Consider the following 18,234-nt stretch of genomic DNA (forward strand, 5'->3'; position numbering starts at 1 on the left):
TCACGACGGAACTGTGATCCCATAAAGGCAACCGCGCCGGTGCGTTTGCTAGCATGCAGGATCAATTCACTTTTCTGGGTGGCGATGTCCGCCACCCTCGTCACTACAAGACTGATGTCAGGTCTGTACGCATATGCACTGTTGCTGGATTCCAGCAGGGGAGGAAGCAGTACCATGACCGAGATGTTCCAGACTTTACCACCTTGGCTGTGGTTGTTGGTCGCGCTGATCGTGTTGTTTCTGGCGCGCAAACCGGCACACCAGGGAATTTATGCGCTGGCGCGTTTTTTCCACCAGTCCCTGCGCCTCGCTGCCAATGTGGTGGCGGCGGCGGAAAGGCGCTTGCAGTTGCGCAACCGGGAGGTGTTGATGGCCGCCGGCCGCGAGACCACCGAGCTAAATATCCAGCGCGAGTTCGAGCGTATCGACAGCGCGATGAAAAAAGAGCTGTCGCAATACCCGGTACTACATCGCAAATTGTGCGAGCAGTTGACCGCGGTGGATGAGGATTATGTGCGCAGCGCCGAGGTGCCCCCACAACCGACCAACTGGGCCAAGGCGATCAAGACGGTGGCGGAAATTCCCGCCAATCAGGACACGGTGGTTAGTGATGTGCTGGAAACCATTCACGGCTCCATGCGCAAGGCCGAAGCCCGCGCGCTGGAAGCCTATCGGGAGTCCGCGCGCGAGCGCCACCTGCTGCTGAAACGCATGATGCCGGCCTGGCGCTCCATTCTGAACAGCCTTGCTAAGGTCAACAAAACCATGGCCGCGGTGCAGCAGCGGGCTGCGGTTGTGGATCGCCATATGGACCGCTATGAGGAAGTTTTGCGGGGCAGCGACCGCGCCCAGCGCATGCTCTCGGCCTCTTCACTCTGCCGTTTTTTTATCGCCACAGTTCTGCTGGTTATCGCCGCGGGCGCGGCGTTGATCAACTTCCATCTGATCGCACGGCCCATGACCGAAATAATGGGCACTGCCAGCAGCATCGGCAGTTTCCGGGTGGCCGACGCCGCCGCGCTGGTGATTATTCTTGTGCAAATCTCCATGGGGTTGTTTGTGATGGAGTGCCTGCGCGTTACCCGCCTGTTTCCGGCGATCAGTGCACTTGACGACAAGCTGCGCACGCGCCTGATGTGGACGGCGCTTGCTCTGCTGCTTTTGCTTGTCGCAGTGGAAGCCGGACTCGCGTTTATCCGGGAAATCCTGGTGCAAAAAGACCTGGAGGCAGCTGCCCAGGTAAATGGCGCAGAAGTGGTGGCGGCCACCAGCGATACGTACTGGATTACTACGGCCGCACAGCTGGGAATGGGATTTATCCTGCCGTTCGCGCTGACCTTTGTCGCTATCCCACTGGAAAGCTTTATTGCGTCTGCTCGCACCGTGATCGGTATTGTGACCGCGCTTTTCCTGCGCGTAGTGGCGGTATTCCTGCGCTTAACCGGCGCCGCGATCTGGCACAGCAGCGACATACTGGTGCGGGGCTACGATATCGTGATCTGCGTTCCCCTGTGGCTGGAAGCGCGATTTTTGCGCTGGCGGGCGCAGGCTGGACCTACCGCTACGGAAGCCCAGTAGTACATTGCCAATGAAGCGCATGGTATCCAGGGAACACTGCTGGGAAACCGGGACGCGGCGCCCCATGGTGATTGCCCACGGCGACGAGTCCGGTTGCGGGCTCTACCCCGGAAACACCCTGCTGTATATGCACAAAATGGTGGCGCTGGGGGTGGACGCGCTGGAGCTGGACCTGAACCTCACCGCCGATGGCCGGCTGGTCCTGATGCACGACGCGACGCTCGAGCGCACCACCAACGGCCGCGGGCCGGTGATCGAACAGCCGCTGGCGCAGTTGCGGAAACTCAATGCCGCTCACCACTGGAGTCGCGATGGCGAACATTTTCCCTATCGCGACGGCCCTGTCCCTATCGCCACCATCGACGAGGTATTCGCGCAGATTCCCGCGACACCGCTGATTATCGAACTGAAAAACAATTCACCCGCTGCGGCCCAAGCGCTCAGCCGCGCCATCGACACCGCGGGTTGCGGCGAGCGGGTGATCGTTTCTTCCTTCCATCGCGCGGTCATCCGCGAGTTCCGCCGCCTGTGCCCGCAGGTACGCACCGGGGTGACCATGCCGGAGGCGCTGCTGTTTTATATTGCCCAGGGGCTGGGGGCGGCGGGATGGCTGCGCTGCGACTATCGGGCGATGCAATTGCCCACGCACTACCTGGGGCTGAATGTGTATTCGGAGCGCTTTGTGAAAGCGGCGCGCAAGCACGGGTTGCACCTCGCGGTGTGGACCGTGGATGATTGTGAGCAGATGAAACAGTATATTGCCCTCGGTCTCGATGGAATTGTCACCAACCGGCCGGACAGGCTGCTGAAATTACTGGACGAGTAAATGTTAAAACGGCTGCTGGTTTTATTGTTGCTGGGGGTGGTGATCTTTGTCGGTTGGCGCTGGCTTGCAGCGCGTCCGGCGCCAGACCTGGGCCTGCAGTTTCCCCGCCCCGGCAGCGAGAACAACACTGGAGGTTTTCGCCGGCCACTGGTGATTGCCCATGCGGACGATTCCGGGCAGGGGCTCTACCCCGGCAATACGCCGGTGTTCCTTCAGCAGATGGCGGCGATGAAAGTGGATGTGCTGGAGATGGATGTGCACGCCACCGCCGATGACGAACTTGTGTTGATGCACGATGACACCGTGGACCGCACCACCGACGGCAAGGGTGCAATCCGCGATAAAACCCTGCAGGAATTGCGGCAACTCAATGTCGCCTACAACTGGAGCCAGGACGGCGAGACCTACCCCTACCGGGAAAATCCGCAGCGTATCCTGACGGTAGATGAAGTCTTCAAAACCTTCCCCAACTACCCGATGGTGATCGAGCTCAAAACCCCGGACCCAGAGGCTGCGCGCGCCCTGTGCCGCAAGCTGATGGCCTATAACAAAAGCAATCAGGTGATTGTATCGAGTTTCCACCAGTCCGCGGTCGACACCCTGCGCGAAGAATGTCCCCATGTGGCGACCGGCGCCGGTTCCGACGAGGTCAAGCTGTTCGCACTGGCCACCAAACTCAATGCCTTCCGCCTGTTGAGCCCTCATTACCAGGCGCTGCACATTCCCATCGAATACGATGGCATCACCCTGGTGGACCAGAGTTCCGTGTCCCAGGTGCAGAAACGCGGCGTGCGCGTGGATGTGTGGACGGTGAACGATGAAGCGGAAATGCGCCAGCTCATCGACCTGGGGGTGGATGGCATCATGACCGACAGGCCCGATCGCCTGTTGCAGGTGATCGAGGATGTGAAACTGATGCACGAGATGGACAATTAGTTTTTTCGCATGCCTGCCGAAAACAAAAAAGCCGGGACAGATGCCCCGGCTTTTTAATGTCCGATCAGTCTGGCTCCCTGACCCGGAACCAGGTCGCGTAGAGCGCCGGCAAAAACAGCAGTGTCAGCGCGGTGGCCACAATCAGCCCGCCCATGATCGCCACCGCCATCGGACCGAAGAAGTCGCTGCCGGACAGCGGAATCATCGCCAGTACCGCGGTGAGTGCGGTCAGCACAATGGGGCGGAAGCGGCGCACGGTGGATTCCACAATGGCCTCCCAGGGTGTGAGTCCCTGTTGTTTATCCTGCTCGATCTGGTCCACCAGGATGACCGAGTTGCGCATGATCATGCCGGCCAGCGCAATGGTGCCGAGCATGGCCACGAAGCCGAATGGCTGGTTGAACACCAGCAGGAACAGGGTGACCCCGATAATGCCCAGCGGCGCGGTGAGAAACACCATCGCCGACAGGGAGAAGCTGCGCAGTTGCAACATCAGCAGGGTGAACACCACCAGCAGGAACAGCGGCATGCCGGCGTTGACGGATTTCTGCCCGCGCGCGGACTCCTCCACACTGCCGCCGATTTCCAGCAGGTAGCCCGGGGGCAGGGTACTGCGCAGGCCCTCCAGCTGCGGCCAGATGTTGGCAACCACCGAGGCCGGCTGTTGCGAACCGTAAATGTCCGCGCGCACGGTCACCGTGGGCAGGCGATCGCGATGCCAGATGATGCCCTCCTCAAAGGTGTAATCCAGTGTGGCGACCTGGTTCAGCGGCAGGGATTCCCCCTGACTGGTTTGCACCGCGAGATTGCCCAGCTGCGCCAGCGCCTGGCGCTCGCTCTCTTCGCCGCGCACGGTAACGGCGATCAGCTCGTTGTCTTCCCGGTACTGGCCCACCGCCGTGCCGGATGTTGAACCCTGCAGGGCCTGTGACAGGGCCGCACTGCTCACGCCCATTTCCCGCGCGCGCGCCTGGTCCACGTCCAGGTTCACCACCTTGCTGGGCTCCTCCCAGTCCAGGTGCACATTGGCGACATCGTCGTTGCCGCGCACGATACTGGCCACTTCGCGGGCGATACGGCGCACCTCGGGAATATGTTCGCCGGCTACCCGGAACTGCACCGGGTAGCCCACCGGCGGGCCATTCTCCAGACGGGATATGCGCGTGCGCACCGCGGGGAACTGTTCACTCAAGGTGGTGATCAGCCACTGGCGCACCGCTTCGCGCTCCTCGATATTGCGTGTCAGCACCACGAACTGTGCGAAGCTCGCCGCCGGCAGTTGCTGGTCCAGCGGCAGGTAGAAGCGCGGCGAACCGGTGCCCACGTAGGCCACGTAGTTTTCCACCTGCGGGTTCTGCGCCAGCAGGCTTTCCAGGCGCATGGCTTCCTCTTCCGTGGCGCGCAGCGATGCGCCCTCGCTCAGCTTCAGGTCCACCATCAGCTCCAGGCGCGCCGACGACGGGAAGAACTGCTGCGGCACAAAGCGGAACAGCATGATCGCGCTGACAAATAACATCACCGTAAGCAGCAGCACGGTTTTGCGGTAGCGCAGGCACCACTGCAGCACCCGGCGGAAGCGCTGGTAGAACGGCTTCTGGTAGGGATCTGCGTGGCTTCCATGGGCGCCGCGCTCGGGCAGCAGGCGGTTGCCGAGATAGGGAACGAAAATCACCGCCGCCACCCAGGACACCAGCAGCGACAGGGTGACCACCTGGAAGATCGAGCGGGTGTATTCCCCGGTACCGGACTGCGCGGTGGCGATGGGCAGGAAGCCCGCGGCGGTAATCAGGGTGCCGGTCAACATCGGAAACGCAGTGCTGGTCCAGGCGAAGCCCGCGGCCTTCAACCGCGAGAACCCCTGTTCCATTTTGATCGCCATCATTTCTACCGCGATGATGGCATCGTCCACCATCAGGCCGAGCGCCAGTACCAGCGCGCCGAGGGAAATCTTGTGCAGGCCGATATCGAAATGATTCATCAGTGCGAAGGTCATCGCCAGCACCAGCGGAATCGACAGCGCCACCACGAGGCCCGTGCGGAATCCCAGGGAGAAAAAGCTCACCAGCATCACGATAATGAGAGCTTCCACGAGGACCTTGACGAACTCTCCCACGCCGCTTTTCACCGCCGCCGGCTGGTCGGAAACCTTGCGCAGGGTGAGTCCCAGCGGCAGCTCCTGTTGCAGCTCAACGACGGCCGCATCCAGCCGCTTGCCCAATTGCAGAATATCGCCACCGGGCATCATCGACACCGCGATGCCAATGGCATCCTCGCCCATAAAGCGCACCCGCGGCTGGGGTGGATCACTGAAACCGCGCTCAACGCGGGCGAAATCTCCCAGGGCGATGGTGTGGCCGTTGGCATAGATCGGGAACTGGCGGATTTCCTCCACGCTCTGGAACTGGCCGCTGACGCGGATGCGCACGCGGTCGGACACCGCCTCCACAAAGCCCGCTTCCGCCATCTGGTTCTGTGCCTGCAGCGCGGACTGCACCGCGGCGAGGGGAATGCCCAGCGAGGCCAGCTTGGCATTGGAGATTTCCACCCAGATTCTCTCGTCCTGCAGGCCGAGCAGCTCCACCTTGCCCACCTCGTCCACCCGCTGCAGTGCCAACTGCAGGCGGTCGGCGTAGTCTTTCAGCAGCGCGTAGTCGAAGCCCTCGCCGGTAAGCGCGTAAATATTGCCGAAGGTGGTACCGAACTCGTCATTGAAAAACGGCCCCTGGATATCCGTGGGCAGGGTGTGGCGGATATCGCCGACCTTTTTCCGTACCTGGTACCAGAGGTCCGGAATTTCGTTGGAGTGCATGCTGTCGCGGGCCACGAACAACACTTGGGACTGGCCCGGGCGCGAAAAGGAGGTGATGCGCTCGGACTCGCCGATCTCCATCAGCTTCTTTTCGATGCGCTCGGTAATCTGGCGGGAGACTTCTTCGGCGCTGGCGCCGGGCCACTGGGTATTCACCACCATTACCTTGAACGTATATGGCGGGTCTTCGCTCTGTCCCAGCTGGGTGTATGACAGGGCGCCGATGAGGCCGAGCATGAGCATGGCGTAGAGCACCAGCGGACGATTTTTCAGTGCCCACTCGGAAAGGTTGAATCGCATAGAGTTTTGTCCCGACGGTATGCGGTGGTGCAGGGAGTTTTTTAAAAATTATTCGAAGGCAGTGTCTCAGAAACCCTGGGCGATGCTGCCGTCTTGCTCGATGGGGCGATTGTGGCGATCCACCGGGCGCACCCGCTGCCCCTCGGTCACCAGCTGGGTGCCGGCGGCGACGATCCAGTCCCGCGGGGTCAGGTCGGAGAGCACCTCGGCGGTCTCCTCGCCGTAGCGGATAATGTCCACCGGCGTCTTGTGCAGGGTGAAATTTTCCGGGTCGAGCTTCCACACATGGGCGAGGTTGCCGTCGGCGGTGATGGCGGCCATCGGCAGTTGCAGGGGCAGGCGGTTGTCGCCGCGGTTTACCGATAGGTTGTTTGGCGTGCCGCTGCGGGCAAACACCCGCGCACTCTGCCCCGGCTGTGCATTGGCTTCGGCACTGTCGAATGCGACCCGCGCCTCGAAGGTGCGCAGGCCCGCTTCCGCCGCCGGCGAGATTTCCCGCACCTGTCCGCTGAACGCGGTGCCTGGACTGGACCAGAGTTCGATATTGACCCGTTGGCCCACGGCAAAGCGGTTTACCTGCTGCTCCGGCAGGTCGATACGCACTTCCCGCTCGCCATCGGCGGCGAGTACAAAGGCGGTCTGCCCGGCGCTTACCACCTGGCCGGCATCGATCATACGGCGGGCGATTACCCCGTCGCGGGGGGATTTCAACACCGCGTAATCTGCCTGGTTACTGGCGACCTTCCACTGCGCGCGGGTCCGTTCCAGTTGCGCAACGCTGCTGTCGTGGCGGGTTTTGACCGCGTCGAACTGGGATTCGCCAATCAGCTTGCGCGCCAGCAGTTCGCGGTAGCGGGTCAGTTCATTGCCGGCATTGCGGTATTCGGTTTCCGCCGCTTCCAGCTGCGCGCGCGCCGCGTCCCGCTGCAGCAGCAGGTCCTCGGCATCCAGTTCCGCCAGCGGCTGGCCCTGCTTTACCCAGTCTCCCGCTTCTACCAATCGGCGGGTTACCGCGCCGCCGACCCGGAATGCCAGTGCCGGTTCATGGCGCGCGCGCACTTCACCCGGGTATACCGCCAGCTGCTCACCGGCGGCCTGTGGGTGCACCACGATAGCCGGGCGCGGCGGTTTGGCTTCCGCAGAGTCCGGTGGTGAACAGGCGGTCAGGGCGAACGCTGCGATCAGGCCTGCGGCCAGTTTCAGTACAGGCAATTTAGCGGGCGGGAAGCGATGCATGGATACCTCATTCCTTGGAGAGCTCGGATTGGGGGTGGGGAAGCGGGCGGAAACTGGTACAGTTGTCCACTTGTCCTGCCGGTTCCTTTTCTGAACTGGTGAGTATGGTAAATATATTAAACTCGCGAGTCTACTAATTCGGTGGGCGGCGAGCGCGCGTTTCAACGCCCGATATTCAGCGGGTTGCGGAAGGCGTGACCAAGTGACGATGACGACCCATGAGCGAACCTTCAGCCCCTACTTCTCTACCCGAATCGCAAGCCGCCAGCCGCGGCCGCCCCAAGGACCCAGCCAAACGGCAGGCGATTCTGGATGCGGCCAAGCACCTGTTCCTGGCCCAGGGGTTTACTGGCACCAGCATGGATGCAGTGGCCAATGAGGCCGGGGTCTCCAAGCTCACCGTGTACAGCCACTTTTCCGACAAGGAGACGCTGTTTACCGCCGCCATCGAGGCCAAGTGCGCCAACGTGATGCCGGACCTCCTGTTCAGCCTGGAACCGGGAGTCCCGGTGGCCGAGATGCTGCAGAAAATTGGCGAGGCCTTCCTGCAGATGGTGTACAACGAGGAGTCGCTGAAACTGATGCGCCTGATCAGTGCGTTGGGTACCCAGGATCAGACCATGGCCAATCTCTTTTACGAGGCCGGGCCGATGCGCACCCGCCACGCAATGATCCGATTCCTCACCCGTGCCCGGGACCTGGGGCAGCTGCAGATTGCGGACCTGCTGCGCGCCTCCGAACTGTTTTTTGGCATGCTGCTGGGCGGCTGTACCCATATCCAGATCTTGCTGGGCTGCAGCGAGCCACCGCCACAGAGCGTCATTAGCGAGCATGTGGCGGAGGCGGTACGGGTGTTTACTCGGGCTTACGGTCCGGCGTGACCTTCCCGTCGCAACAGCAACAAAAAAGCCCGCGAGAGCCTTGCTCCGCGGGCTTTTTTAATGGGCCCGGCATGTATCCGTCAGGTGCGGATCTTGTAGCCGCTGCGGAAAATCCACCACACCGCTCCCATGCACGCAAACAGGAACAGCAGCGTCATGGCCAGGCTGATACCCACGTTCACATCCGCAACACCGTAGAAGGCCCAGCGGAAACCACTGATCAGGTATACCACCGGATTGAATAGCGTCACTTTCTGCCAGAATTCCGGCAGCATATTGATGGAATAGAAGGCGCCGCCGAGGAAGGTTAGCGGGGTGATCACCATCAGCGGAATGATCTGCAGCTTCTGGAAGTCGTCCGCCCACACACCGATGATGAATCCGAACATGCTGAAGGTCAGTGCCGTAAGGATCAGGAAGGCCAGCATCCAGAAGGGGTGGAGGATTTCGTAATCCACAAAAAAGCGTGCGGTAATCAGGATCAGAATGCCAATAATTACCGACTTGGTCGCTGCCGCGCCAACATAACCTGCGACGATTTCAAATGCGGACACCGGCGCCGACAGCACCTCGTAAATGGTGCCGGAAAATTTCGGAAAGAAGATGCCGAACGACGCGTTGGAAATACTTTCCGACAGCAGCGACAGCATGATCAGCCCGGGAATAATAAAGGCCCCGTAGCTCACACCTTCAATCTCACCGAGACGGCCGCCGATGGCGGTGCCGAACACGATAAAGTACAGGCAGGTGGAAATTACCGGCCAGGCGATGCTCTGCATTAAGGTGCGCCCGGTGCGGGCCATTTCAAATTTGTAGATGGCGCGGATGCCGTGGATATTCATGGTTTTACTTCCTCTCTCATCCGGCCTGCTGGCGTTCACTCTGGTTCTGGTGCACCAGATTCACAAAGATTTCTTCCAGCGAGCTCTCGCTGGAGTGCAGGTCCTTGAATTCGATCCCGTGCTGGTTGAGTGCGCGCAACAGATCCGCAATACCGGTTTGTTCGCGCTGGGTGTCGAAGGTGTAAATCAGCTGGTTGCCTTCGTCCGCCACTTCCAGGGCGAATTCGTGCAGGGATTCCGGCAGTGCGGCGACCGGGCTCTGCAATTGAATCGCCAGCTGCTTCTTTCCGAGCTTGCGCATTAGCGTGTGCTTGTCTTCCACCAGTACCAGTTCGCCGCCGTTGATCACGCCAATGCGGTCGGCCATTTCCTCGGCTTCCTCGATGTAGTGGGTGGTGAGAATCACCGTCACCCCATTCGCGCGCAGCCCGCGTACCATTTCCCACATGTCCCGGCGCAATTCCACGTCCACGCCCGCGGTGGGTTCGTCGAGGAACAGGATGGAGGGCTCGTGGGACAGGGCTTTGGCGATCATCACCCGGCGCTTCATACCGCCGGACAGCGCCATGATCCGGCTGTCCTTTTTTTCCCACAGGGACAGCTGGCGCAGGATTTTCTCGATGTACTCGGGATTTGGTGCCTTGCCGAACAGGCCGCGGCTGAAATTCACCGTAGCCCACACGCTCTCGAAGGAATCGGTGGAAAGCTCCTGGGGTACCAGGCCAATCTTGCTGCGCGCGGCGCGGAACTCGCGCTGGATGTCGTGGCCATCTGCGGTGACCCTGCCATTGGTTGCGTTGACGATGCCGCAGATGATGCTGATCAGGGTGGTCTTGCCGGCGCCGTTTGGCCCGAGCAGGGCGAAGATTTCACCGCGAGTGATCTCCAGGTCGACGGATTTGAGCGCGGTAAAACCACCGGCATAGGTTTTTCCGACGCCCTGTACGGAAATGATCGGCTGCACGCTTCCCCCTCTTGCATAACTGACGGTGCTGGTTGCGGCGGGTATTGTGCCTTGAACGACACTGGCACTGCCACCACCGGTGGGCAAAAGGGGAAGCTGCGTGCCGTTCTCGATTATTCTCCGAAGATTTTGTCGTAGAAGGCGACAGCACCCTCGTAGGCATCGTTGGCAGCGGCTTCGTCGTATTTCAGCGGGATGCCAAATTTTTCTCCGCGTGCGGTGGCGGCGGGATTGGTGAAGCCGTGCTTGGCGCCGGGGTAGCTGATGACGTCGAAGCGCACACCGGCACCCTGCATTTCTTTGACAAAATTGGCGACGTCTTCCGCGGGGATCATGTCGTCATCGCCGCCGGTATAAACCTGGATTTGCGCTTTCAAGTCGCCGGGTTTGATTTTCACGTCAGTCTGCAGGGCGCCGTGGAAGCTGACCACGCCTTTCAGCGGCAGGCCGAGGCGCGCCATGGTGAGCGCGACGGCGCCGCCGAAGCAGTAGCCCTGTGCGGCGATCTGGCCGGCTTCTACGGTTTCGTGGGCGTTGATCAGGTCCAGGGCGGCCTGGAAGCGTTTCAGCGGCGCGCCTTCGGTTTGCAGGGTTTTGTTCATCAGTGCCGCGGCGTCGCCGGGGTTGTCGGCGCCAACGTTGGTGCCGTACATATCCAGGGCGAAGGCCGTGAAACCCTCGGCGGCGAGGCGCTCGGCTTCTTCGCGGGTGAAGTCATTGAGTCCCCACCATTCGTGCACCAGAAGAATGGCCGGGCGTTTGCCATCGATGCTGTCGTCGTAGGCTAGGTAGCCGGTAAAGGATTCGCCGTCGACGGTGTATTCGATTTCTTCGGTGTACATTATTTAGTCCCTGGAACGTCGGTTTGAATTTATCAGCCGTGAGGTTAGCCCTGTAGGTTGGGCAACGCAACGCGTGTCCGGCAATTACAAATTTGGCTGCCGATATTTCGGATCTGCTGGCGGAATGATGTCGCCGTCTTCATCCAACTCGGGAAATGGCAGTTCGTGCTTTTCGCAGTATTTCACCAGTTTGGGGTGCATCCAGCGGAACAAGATATCTTTGATGGCCGGGTCTTCTTCGTCCAGGATTTTGTTGTCGTACAGTCCGGCGTTCTGTCGCTGGTGCATGGCTTCCTGCAGGATGATCGCGGCGGCGACGCTGACGTTGTAGCTTTCCACCATACCGATGATGGGAATGGTGACGTGGTCGTCCGAGTGTTCCGCGGCGTAGTCGCTGAGGCCGTCCTTTTCAGCGCCCATGATCAGCGCGAAGGGTTTGGTGTAGTCGGCGTCGCGGAAATCGATGGCGCGGTCGGACCAGTGGGCGGCATAGAGATGCATACCGCGGCTTTTGAGCTCGGCCATGCCGCTCCGGATATCGGGGTAGACGGAATTGCCGGTAAATTTACCACTGCCACCAGCGGCATTGTTGTAGATGCGATGTCCGTATGAAGGCTGGACCATGTGGATTTCGGGGATGCCGACGGCGTCGGCGGTGCGCAGCATGGCGGAGATATTGTGGGCCTTGTGGACCTGGTCGGTGAGCAGGGTCATGTCGTGCTGACGCAGGCGAAGTACCTGCTTGAATTTTTCGTAGCGGTTGCGGCTCATGGTACTTCTAACTGGCTTGGTTCTCGGATTGGCCGCGGATTATAGCACTTTGCCTTTGCCTCCCGAGTTCTACGGTACGACGAGAGTGGAGTGTTCTGCTTCAAGAATCACGTTTTGCCGCCGTACTTTTTTGTACTTTCAACAACAGCATTGCGAATGCAGCCAGCGCCAGTGGCGTAAAGGAAACGGCCAGCACGGTGTTCCAGCCATACACACTCAGGATGCCGCCGGAGGCGAAGGACGCGATCGCCATGAGGCTGAAAATAATGAAGTCATTGAGTGACTGGACCTGTGTTTTTTCCTCTGGCTGATGACACTCCAGTACCAGTGCCGAGGCACCGAGAAATCCGAAATTCCAGCCTATACCGAGCAGGATCAGCGTGCCCCAAAAATGCAAAACATCGGCACCGGCAAGGCCGATGGCTGCGGATGCTCCGGTCAGCACCAGGCCTAGGGACGTAATCGGCGTGGCGCCGAAGCGGGTGATGAGTTTGCCGGTGAAGAAGCTGGGCGCGTACATGGCGATCACATGCCATTGCAGACCGAGGTTGGCGGATTCGTGGGAATGGCCGTGCATATGCATCGCCAGTGGGGCGGCGGTCATCACGAAATTCATGAGTGTGTAGGAGACCGCTCCAGAGGTTACCGCAACCAAAAAGCGCGGCTGCAGGGCGATGGTCGCCAGTGGCCGCCCGCCGGCCTTTTCCGTGTTGCTGGGCTTGGGCAACTGGACACCGAGCAGGATAACGGCGGCTGCCGCGGCGACGAGTGCCTGTGCTGCGAAGGTGGCGGCGTACAGCGGTTGCGGCCAGTGATGTATGGTCCAGTTCACCAGCTGTGGTCCGATTACCCCGGCAACCACTCCGCCTGCCATCACCATCGACATTGCCTGAGCCTTGCGTTGCGGCGCGGCAGCGTCTGCGGCAGCGAATCGAAAGGACAGCACCACCGCGGCGTAGGCACCGCCGAAAAAGGTGGCGAGGCAGAACAACCAGAACCAGCCGGCAAGGATCGCAAGCAGGGACAGAATCCCGGTCAGAACGCCAGCGCCGGTACCGGCGAGAAATGCGGCGCGGCGGCCATAGCGGCCGGCGATTGCGCCAGCCGGCAGGGTACAAACTGCCATGCCGACCACGAAGATAGAAATGGGCAGGGTAGCCAGCAGCGGGGACGGCGCCAGCATATTGCCGACGATGGCGCCAGTGGCATAGACCACCACAGAGTTCGCCCCCGACAGGGCCTGGGCTATGGTCAGTCGCCAGATATTGCTGCGTTGCTCGCGCTCGCTTGGTTTACCACTCGATTTATCCACAGTCACACTGTCACGCGCGTTACGTGCCGTCATTCAAAGGTTCTCGTTCAATTCAAGACAGGGCGGGTTTGCCGCAAGCATGGCTACAGCGCGGACGTGGTTTTGCCGAGCTGGCCGCTTTTCAGATAAATGGTGACGCCCGCTGGACAGGCGACAAATTCCGGATATTCGCCCGCGGGCAAGCGCACCCAGCTGCCCTGGCACAAGGTCTGTTCGTCGGTCACCAGCTCACCTTCCAATACCAGCAGTTCCGCGCCCTGCAGCGGCGTGTGAAACAGGCGTTCGCCCGCAGCCAATCGCTGCAGGCTCACCTGTTCGCTGTGCCCGGAATAGAGCGCACAGGTTTGACGCCCATCGCTCTGCTGCCAGCGAGTAGGGTTGCGGGTATCGATGCGGACCCGGCAGTTGTCATCGGCGTCCATCTGCCAGAGTTTTACAAAGATGGTGGCGCCCTTGTCGCTGAAGGGTTGATGGCTTGAGCCCGGTGGATTGCGTAGGTACCAGCCCGCTGGGTAGTGGCCGTCTTCGTCGGAGAAAGTACCGGTAAGTACCAGTATCTCTTCACCGCCGGGATGTTGGTGCCGCGGGAAATGGGAGTCAGGCGCATAGCGCACAATGCTGGTCGCGCGCGCCTTTTCCTCCCCGACTCGGTCGAGCATCACTCGCTCCACGCCTTGTTGGGGAGAAGCGCTCCATTGATATTGATCACCGGCGACAACGGCACGACGGGAAAAATCTGAATTTATCTTCATGGCTTCTGTCAGGTGTTAAAGCAGAATTACCCATTTCCTGAAACACTGGCTCGAAGGTGCTGGCTGCGGAAACTACCGGTGTTTCACGTTTGTTTTTAACGAGGTGGTTGCCGGTGTGGGTAATCGGGCGATCGATGAGTCTGCTTTAACGGTAGATTACTTTAACGGCGCGAGGAAGGGTTCGACGGTAACCCAGTCGCCAGTGTCACAGTCGCTGCCTTCCCGGGGTAACACCACGAAGCAGTTGGCCTCGGCAAACCCTGAAAGAATATGACTACCCTGAATACCGGTAGTTTTCACCACCTGAATCCCGTCGCCATCGCGATAGGTAAACCCGCGTTGATAATCCGTGCGTCCGGGGTTTTTGCGGATGTTGTTCAGCAGTCGCGCGCGTACCTGTAGTGGTGGCTGGCGGTATTGTTCTGAGGTGCCTCGCAGCTTTTCCAGCGCGGGTACCACCAGTTGATACAGGGTGACGATGGCGGATACCGGATTTCCGGGTAGACCGAAGAACAGGGTTTCGCCGTTGGCGTTGGGCAGGCGGCCGAAGGCAAAGGGCTTGCCGGGTTTGATCGCGAGTTTCCAAAAGCCGATTTCTCCAAGCTCCTGCAAAACTGTTTTGGTGTAGTCCGCTTCGCCCACGGAAACGCCGCCACTGGTCAGTACAAAATCCGCATTGTTGCGGGCATGAATAAATGCCTCGCGAATGCTCTCCGGCTGGTCGGGGTAGCAGCCGAGGTCGAGGATTTCCACATCCAGCTGTTCCAGTGCGGCCTGCAGGGCGATGCGGTTGCTGTCGTAAACGTCGCCGTCACCCAATTCGGAAGCCGGAGTGCCAATGGGCTTCAGTTCGTCGCCGATGGAGAGCAGGGCGGCTTTGAGTTTACGCAATACCGTTACTTCCACCACACCGGCGGCGGCGAGCAGGGCGATGTGTGGGACCTTGATTTTGGAACCGACGGGGACGAGGCTCTGGCCGGTGTGCACGTCTTCACCACGCCGGCGAATGTTTTCGCCCGGCCTGGCGGGTCGGCTCATGGTCAGCTGATCGCCATCCAGGGTGCAGTTTTCCTGCATCTGTACACGGTCCGCACCACCGGGTACCGCAGCGCCGGTGGTGATGCGGGTCGCCTGGCCGGGTTCCAGTGTTCCGGAGAATGGATGGCCGGCAAGGCTTTTGCCGATCAGGGTGTAGCTATCGGATTCACCACAGAGGGCATAACCATCCATGGCGGAGTTGTCGCAGGGGGGCAAGTCCAGTGCGGAGAGTACTGGCTCCGCCAGGACCCGGCCACAGGCCTGGCTCAGTGGAACAATTTCTGTTGCGGTAATCGGGTCAATGCTGTCGATCAGCATCTGCTTGGCGGCTTCTACGGAGCGCAGGCCATTTTCTGCACAGGCGTCTGACATAGCTCTTGCCTTATGTTCTATCTGCTTGATCCGCAAGATAGCCGCCTGAGGAGGGTGTTGCCAAGTATTAGCCGACAGCGATCGCGAGTTTGCTATTCAGCAGTGCCGAGAGTTCCGGTTTGCATGAGCCGCAGTTTGTACCGCAGCCGAGCCGTTCGCCCAGCTCGCTGACCGACGCTGCACCTTCGGCGATCGCGGTTTCGATTTCCCTGCGGGAAACCTGCAAACAGGTGCATACCATCTGCGCGCCGGCGGGTACGTCGTGCAACAGTTTGGCGGGGGCGTCGGGCAGCGGCTGCTGCAGGGCATTTTCCAGGGTTTTGCGGTCCGGCAGCGCCTGCCAATCGGCGCTGGTGAAAACCAGCAATTCCATCTGTTTACTGTGCAGCAGCCAGCGTTCGCCACTGGGCAAATGCAAACGCTTGCGATTGAGTTGCTGGCCGCTGAGGCTGGACAGGTTGCCGGCCAGAGCCTGCCAGTCGGGCTGCTTTTTTAGTGCCAACTCGAAGCGGTAGCCGCCCTGTACCGGCACCCGGTACCAGTGCAGGATGGTGTCGAACAGCTGGGCGTCGCCGGCCTGCAAACGTCTGTGGAGTTCTTCTGCAGCCTCGGTGCGCAACAGCAGGCATGCGTAGCTGTGGGTATTCAGTGGTTCGATTGTTACTGCGAACTGTTTTAGCTCCGGCTGACCCGACAGGGGGTCGGTAAAGGGGATAGCGAGGGCGCTGACGGTGGCGTTGTGAGCGAGGTTGTCGCTCCAGTGGATGGGCGCAAACAGCTGGCCGGGTTTCTGAGTAGCGGTCACTCTGGCGCGGCCGAAGAACTGGCCTTTTTCGCTTTCCACCCGCACCAGTTGAGCATCCTCGATGCCGAATTTTTTCGCTTCCTGCGGATGTACATGCAGCTCCGGCGCTTCGCTATGGTCCAGCAGTTTGCGCGCGCGGCCAGTGCGCGTCATGGTGTGCCACTGGTCACGCAGGCGACCGCTGTTCAGCAGCAGGGGGTATGCGTCGCAGGTTTGTTGCTTCGGGCATGTGGGTTCAACGGCGACGAAGCGCGCGCGGCCACTGGGGGTGAAGAACTCTCCATCGCTGAACAGTCGCGCCGTACCGTGCGGGTGCGCGGCATTTACCGGCCATTGCAGCGGGATAAAGTTGTCGTATTGCGCATCGCTGATATTTGCCAGCGCGGAAATATCAAACGCGCGGAGCGCATGGTCGCGGTTGTTCTCGAATCCCGACAGCACGGCGTGCTCGCGGAAAATATCCGCGGCGGATCGATAATCGAAGGCCTCTTTAAAGCCGAGGCGTCGGGCCACCTCGCAGATGATTTCCCAGTCGTGACGGGCTTCACCGGGCTTGGCCAGAAAACCTTTCTGGCGGGAGATACGGCGCTCGGAATTGGTGACGGTACCGCTTTTTTCTCCCCAGGTAGTGGCCGGCAGCAACAGGTCCGCGCAGCGCGCGGTGTCGGTATCCGGGACGCAGTCGGACACGATCACCGTCGGGCATTTTTTCAGGGCCGCGGCCACACGGCGCGCGTCCGGCATGCTCACCGCCGGGTTGGTGGCCATGATCCACACCGCCTTTATTTCACCACTTTCCACCGCGTTGAACAGGTCCACCGCCTTGAGCCCCGGTCCTTGCGCCATTTTCGCCGCATTCCAGACGCGGCCCACGCGGTCGATATTGTCCTCGGTGAAATCCATGTGCGCGGCCAGCATATTTGCCAGCCCGCCCACCTCGCGCCCGCCCATGGCGTTGGGCTGGCCGGTAATGGAGAAGGGGCCGCAACCTGGCTTGCCGATTCTGCCGGTCGCCAGATGACAGTTGATGATGGAATTGTTCTTGTCGGTACCGGTGCTGGACTGGTTGATGCCCTGGGAATAAAAACTGACAGACTTCTCGCTGGTGCGGAACAGCTCGTAAAACTCAAGCAGCTGATCCAGTTCCACACTGCAGTACTCCGCCACCTTCTCCGGTGTCCACTCGGCCGCGGCATACAGGGCATCGGCAAAGTTCTCGGTATGCTCATTGATGAAGCCTTGATCCAGAGCACCGAACTCGGTCAGGTAGTGCAGCAGGCCATTGAAAAGCGCCGCGTCGCTGCCCGGCGTAATGGCCAGGTGTATATCCGCCATTTCACTGGTGGCACTGCCGCGGGGATCAATCACCACCAGCTTCGCATTCGCCGCCTGCATCCGCTGGAACAGAATCGGGTGGGTCCAGGCCGCATTGGAACCGATCAACACCACGAGCTCGGCCTCATCCAGATCCTGGTAACTGCATGGCACCGCATCCGCACCAAAGGCGCGCTTGTACGCGGCCACCGCCGACGACATACACAGGCGCGAATTGGTATCTACGTTCGCCGTGCCGATAAAGCCCTTCATCAGCTTGTTGGCAACGTAGTAATCCTCGGTAAGCAACTGCCCGGAAAGATAAAACGCCACCGAATCCGGTCCGTGCGCGTCGATGGTTTCACGCAGTTTCGACGCGGCATAATCCAGCGCGGTCTCCCAGTCACAGTCCTCACCATGCAGGCGCGGCTTTAACAGACGGCCGTGATTGCCCAGCGTATCCGCCAGCGACGAACCCTTCACACACAGCTTGCCGTTGTTTGCCGGATGCTGTTCATCGCCGCGGATCCGAATCACCTCCTCGCCTCCGCCCGACGTTGTTTCCCGCGTGGCGGCTACCCCGCAACCCACGCCACAGTAAGGACAGGTCGTGCAGGATCTGTGAGCGCTGAACAGTTCTGTTAAAGCCATGTTTT

General features: G+C 60.5%; 14 protein-coding genes. 4 read left to right on the plus strand and 10 right to left on the minus strand.

The window, feature by feature from the left end; translation table 11 throughout:
- Positions 1-174 precede the first annotated feature (174 nt).
- Genes R5R33_RS13095 through R5R33_RS13105 form a run of 3 tightly spaced genes read left to right on the plus strand, consistent with a single transcriptional unit; the run spans position 175 to position 3,340 of the window.
- Positions 175-1,578: a hypothetical protein gene (locus tag R5R33_RS13095; protein WP_318953146.1), complete on the plus strand. Its 1,404-nt coding sequence runs from the start codon at positions 175-177 to the stop codon at positions 1,576-1,578.
- Between the two features lie 10 nt (positions 1,579-1,588).
- The gene (locus R5R33_RS13100; protein ID WP_318953147.1) at positions 1,589-2,404 is read left to right on the plus strand and encodes a glycerophosphodiester phosphodiesterase; all 816 of its coding nucleotides are present in this window, start codon (positions 1,589-1,591) and stop codon (positions 2,402-2,404) included.
- Positions 2,405-3,340, plus strand: coding sequence for a glycerophosphodiester phosphodiesterase (locus R5R33_RS13105; RefSeq protein ID WP_318953148.1), 936 nt, complete (start codon positions 2,405-2,407; stop codon positions 3,338-3,340).
- A 64-nt stretch (positions 3,341-3,404) separates the two neighbouring features.
- On the opposite strand, the gene R5R33_RS13110 is transcribed toward R5R33_RS13105, so the two are convergent.
- Positions 3,405-6,449 carry an efflux RND transporter permease subunit gene (locus tag R5R33_RS13110; RefSeq protein WP_318953149.1) on the minus strand — a complete coding sequence of 1,015 codons (3,045 nt, stop codon included), beginning with the start codon at positions 6,447-6,449 and terminating at the stop codon, positions 3,405-3,407.
- 66 nt (positions 6,450-6,515) lie between these two features.
- Positions 6,516-7,685: an efflux RND transporter periplasmic adaptor subunit gene (locus R5R33_RS13115; protein WP_318953150.1), complete on the minus strand. Its 1,170-nt coding sequence runs from the start codon at positions 7,683-7,685 to the stop codon at positions 6,516-6,518.
- Positions 7,686-7,903: 218 nt separating this feature from the next.
- On the opposite strand from R5R33_RS13115, the gene R5R33_RS13120 reads away from it, so the two are divergent.
- Entirely contained in the window at positions 7,904-8,566 is a 663-nt protein-coding gene (locus tag R5R33_RS13120; RefSeq protein WP_318953151.1) for a TetR/AcrR family transcriptional regulator, read from the plus strand.
- An 80-nt stretch (positions 8,567-8,646) separates the two neighbouring features.
- Here the strand turns inward: R5R33_RS13120 and R5R33_RS13125 are convergent, their stop codons facing one another.
- From R5R33_RS13125 to R5R33_RS13160, 8 genes are all read right to left on the minus strand, one after another.
- Positions 8,647-9,408 (minus strand): ABC transporter permease, encoded by a 762-nt coding sequence (locus tag R5R33_RS13125; protein WP_318953152.1) that lies wholly within the window; start codon positions 9,406-9,408, stop codon positions 8,647-8,649.
- Positions 9,409-9,424: 16 nt separating this feature from the next.
- Positions 9,425-10,372 (minus strand): ABC transporter ATP-binding protein, encoded by a 948-nt coding sequence (locus tag R5R33_RS13130; protein ID WP_318953153.1) that lies wholly within the window; start codon positions 10,370-10,372, stop codon positions 9,425-9,427.
- 113 nt (positions 10,373-10,485) lie between these two features.
- Positions 10,486-11,214, minus strand: a complete 729-nt coding sequence (locus R5R33_RS13135; protein WP_318953154.1) for a dienelactone hydrolase family protein — start codon at positions 11,212-11,214, stop codon at positions 10,486-10,488.
- Positions 11,215-11,298: 84 nt separating this feature from the next.
- Positions 11,299-11,985: a tRNA (guanosine(18)-2'-O)-methyltransferase TrmH gene (gene trmH / locus R5R33_RS13140; protein WP_318953155.1), complete on the minus strand. Its 687-nt coding sequence runs from the start codon at positions 11,983-11,985 to the stop codon at positions 11,299-11,301.
- A 100-nt stretch (positions 11,986-12,085) separates the two neighbouring features.
- The gene (locus tag R5R33_RS13145) at positions 12,086-13,330 is read right to left on the minus strand and encodes an MFS transporter (protein WP_318953156.1); all 1,245 of its coding nucleotides are present in this window, start codon (positions 13,328-13,330) and stop codon (positions 12,086-12,088) included.
- A 50-nt stretch (positions 13,331-13,380) separates the two neighbouring features.
- On the minus strand, positions 13,381-14,049 hold the full coding sequence (locus R5R33_RS13150) for a cupin domain-containing protein (protein WP_318953157.1): 669 nt from the start codon (positions 14,047-14,049) through the stop codon (positions 13,381-13,383).
- A 156-nt stretch (positions 14,050-14,205) separates the two neighbouring features.
- Positions 14,206-15,459, minus strand: coding sequence for a molybdopterin molybdotransferase MoeA (gene moeA / locus R5R33_RS13155; RefSeq protein WP_318953158.1), 1,254 nt, complete (start codon positions 15,457-15,459; stop codon positions 14,206-14,208).
- Positions 15,460-15,526: 67 nt separating this feature from the next.
- Complete coding sequence (locus R5R33_RS13160) at positions 15,527-18,229, minus strand: nitrate reductase (RefSeq protein WP_318953159.1); 2,703 nt, start codon at positions 18,227-18,229, stop codon at positions 15,527-15,529.
- Positions 18,230-18,234 lie beyond the last annotated feature (5 nt).

The organism is Microbulbifer pacificus (assembly GCF_033723955.1).
Taxonomy (GTDB): Bacteria; Pseudomonadota; Gammaproteobacteria; order Pseudomonadales; family Cellvibrionaceae; genus Microbulbifer; species Microbulbifer pacificus.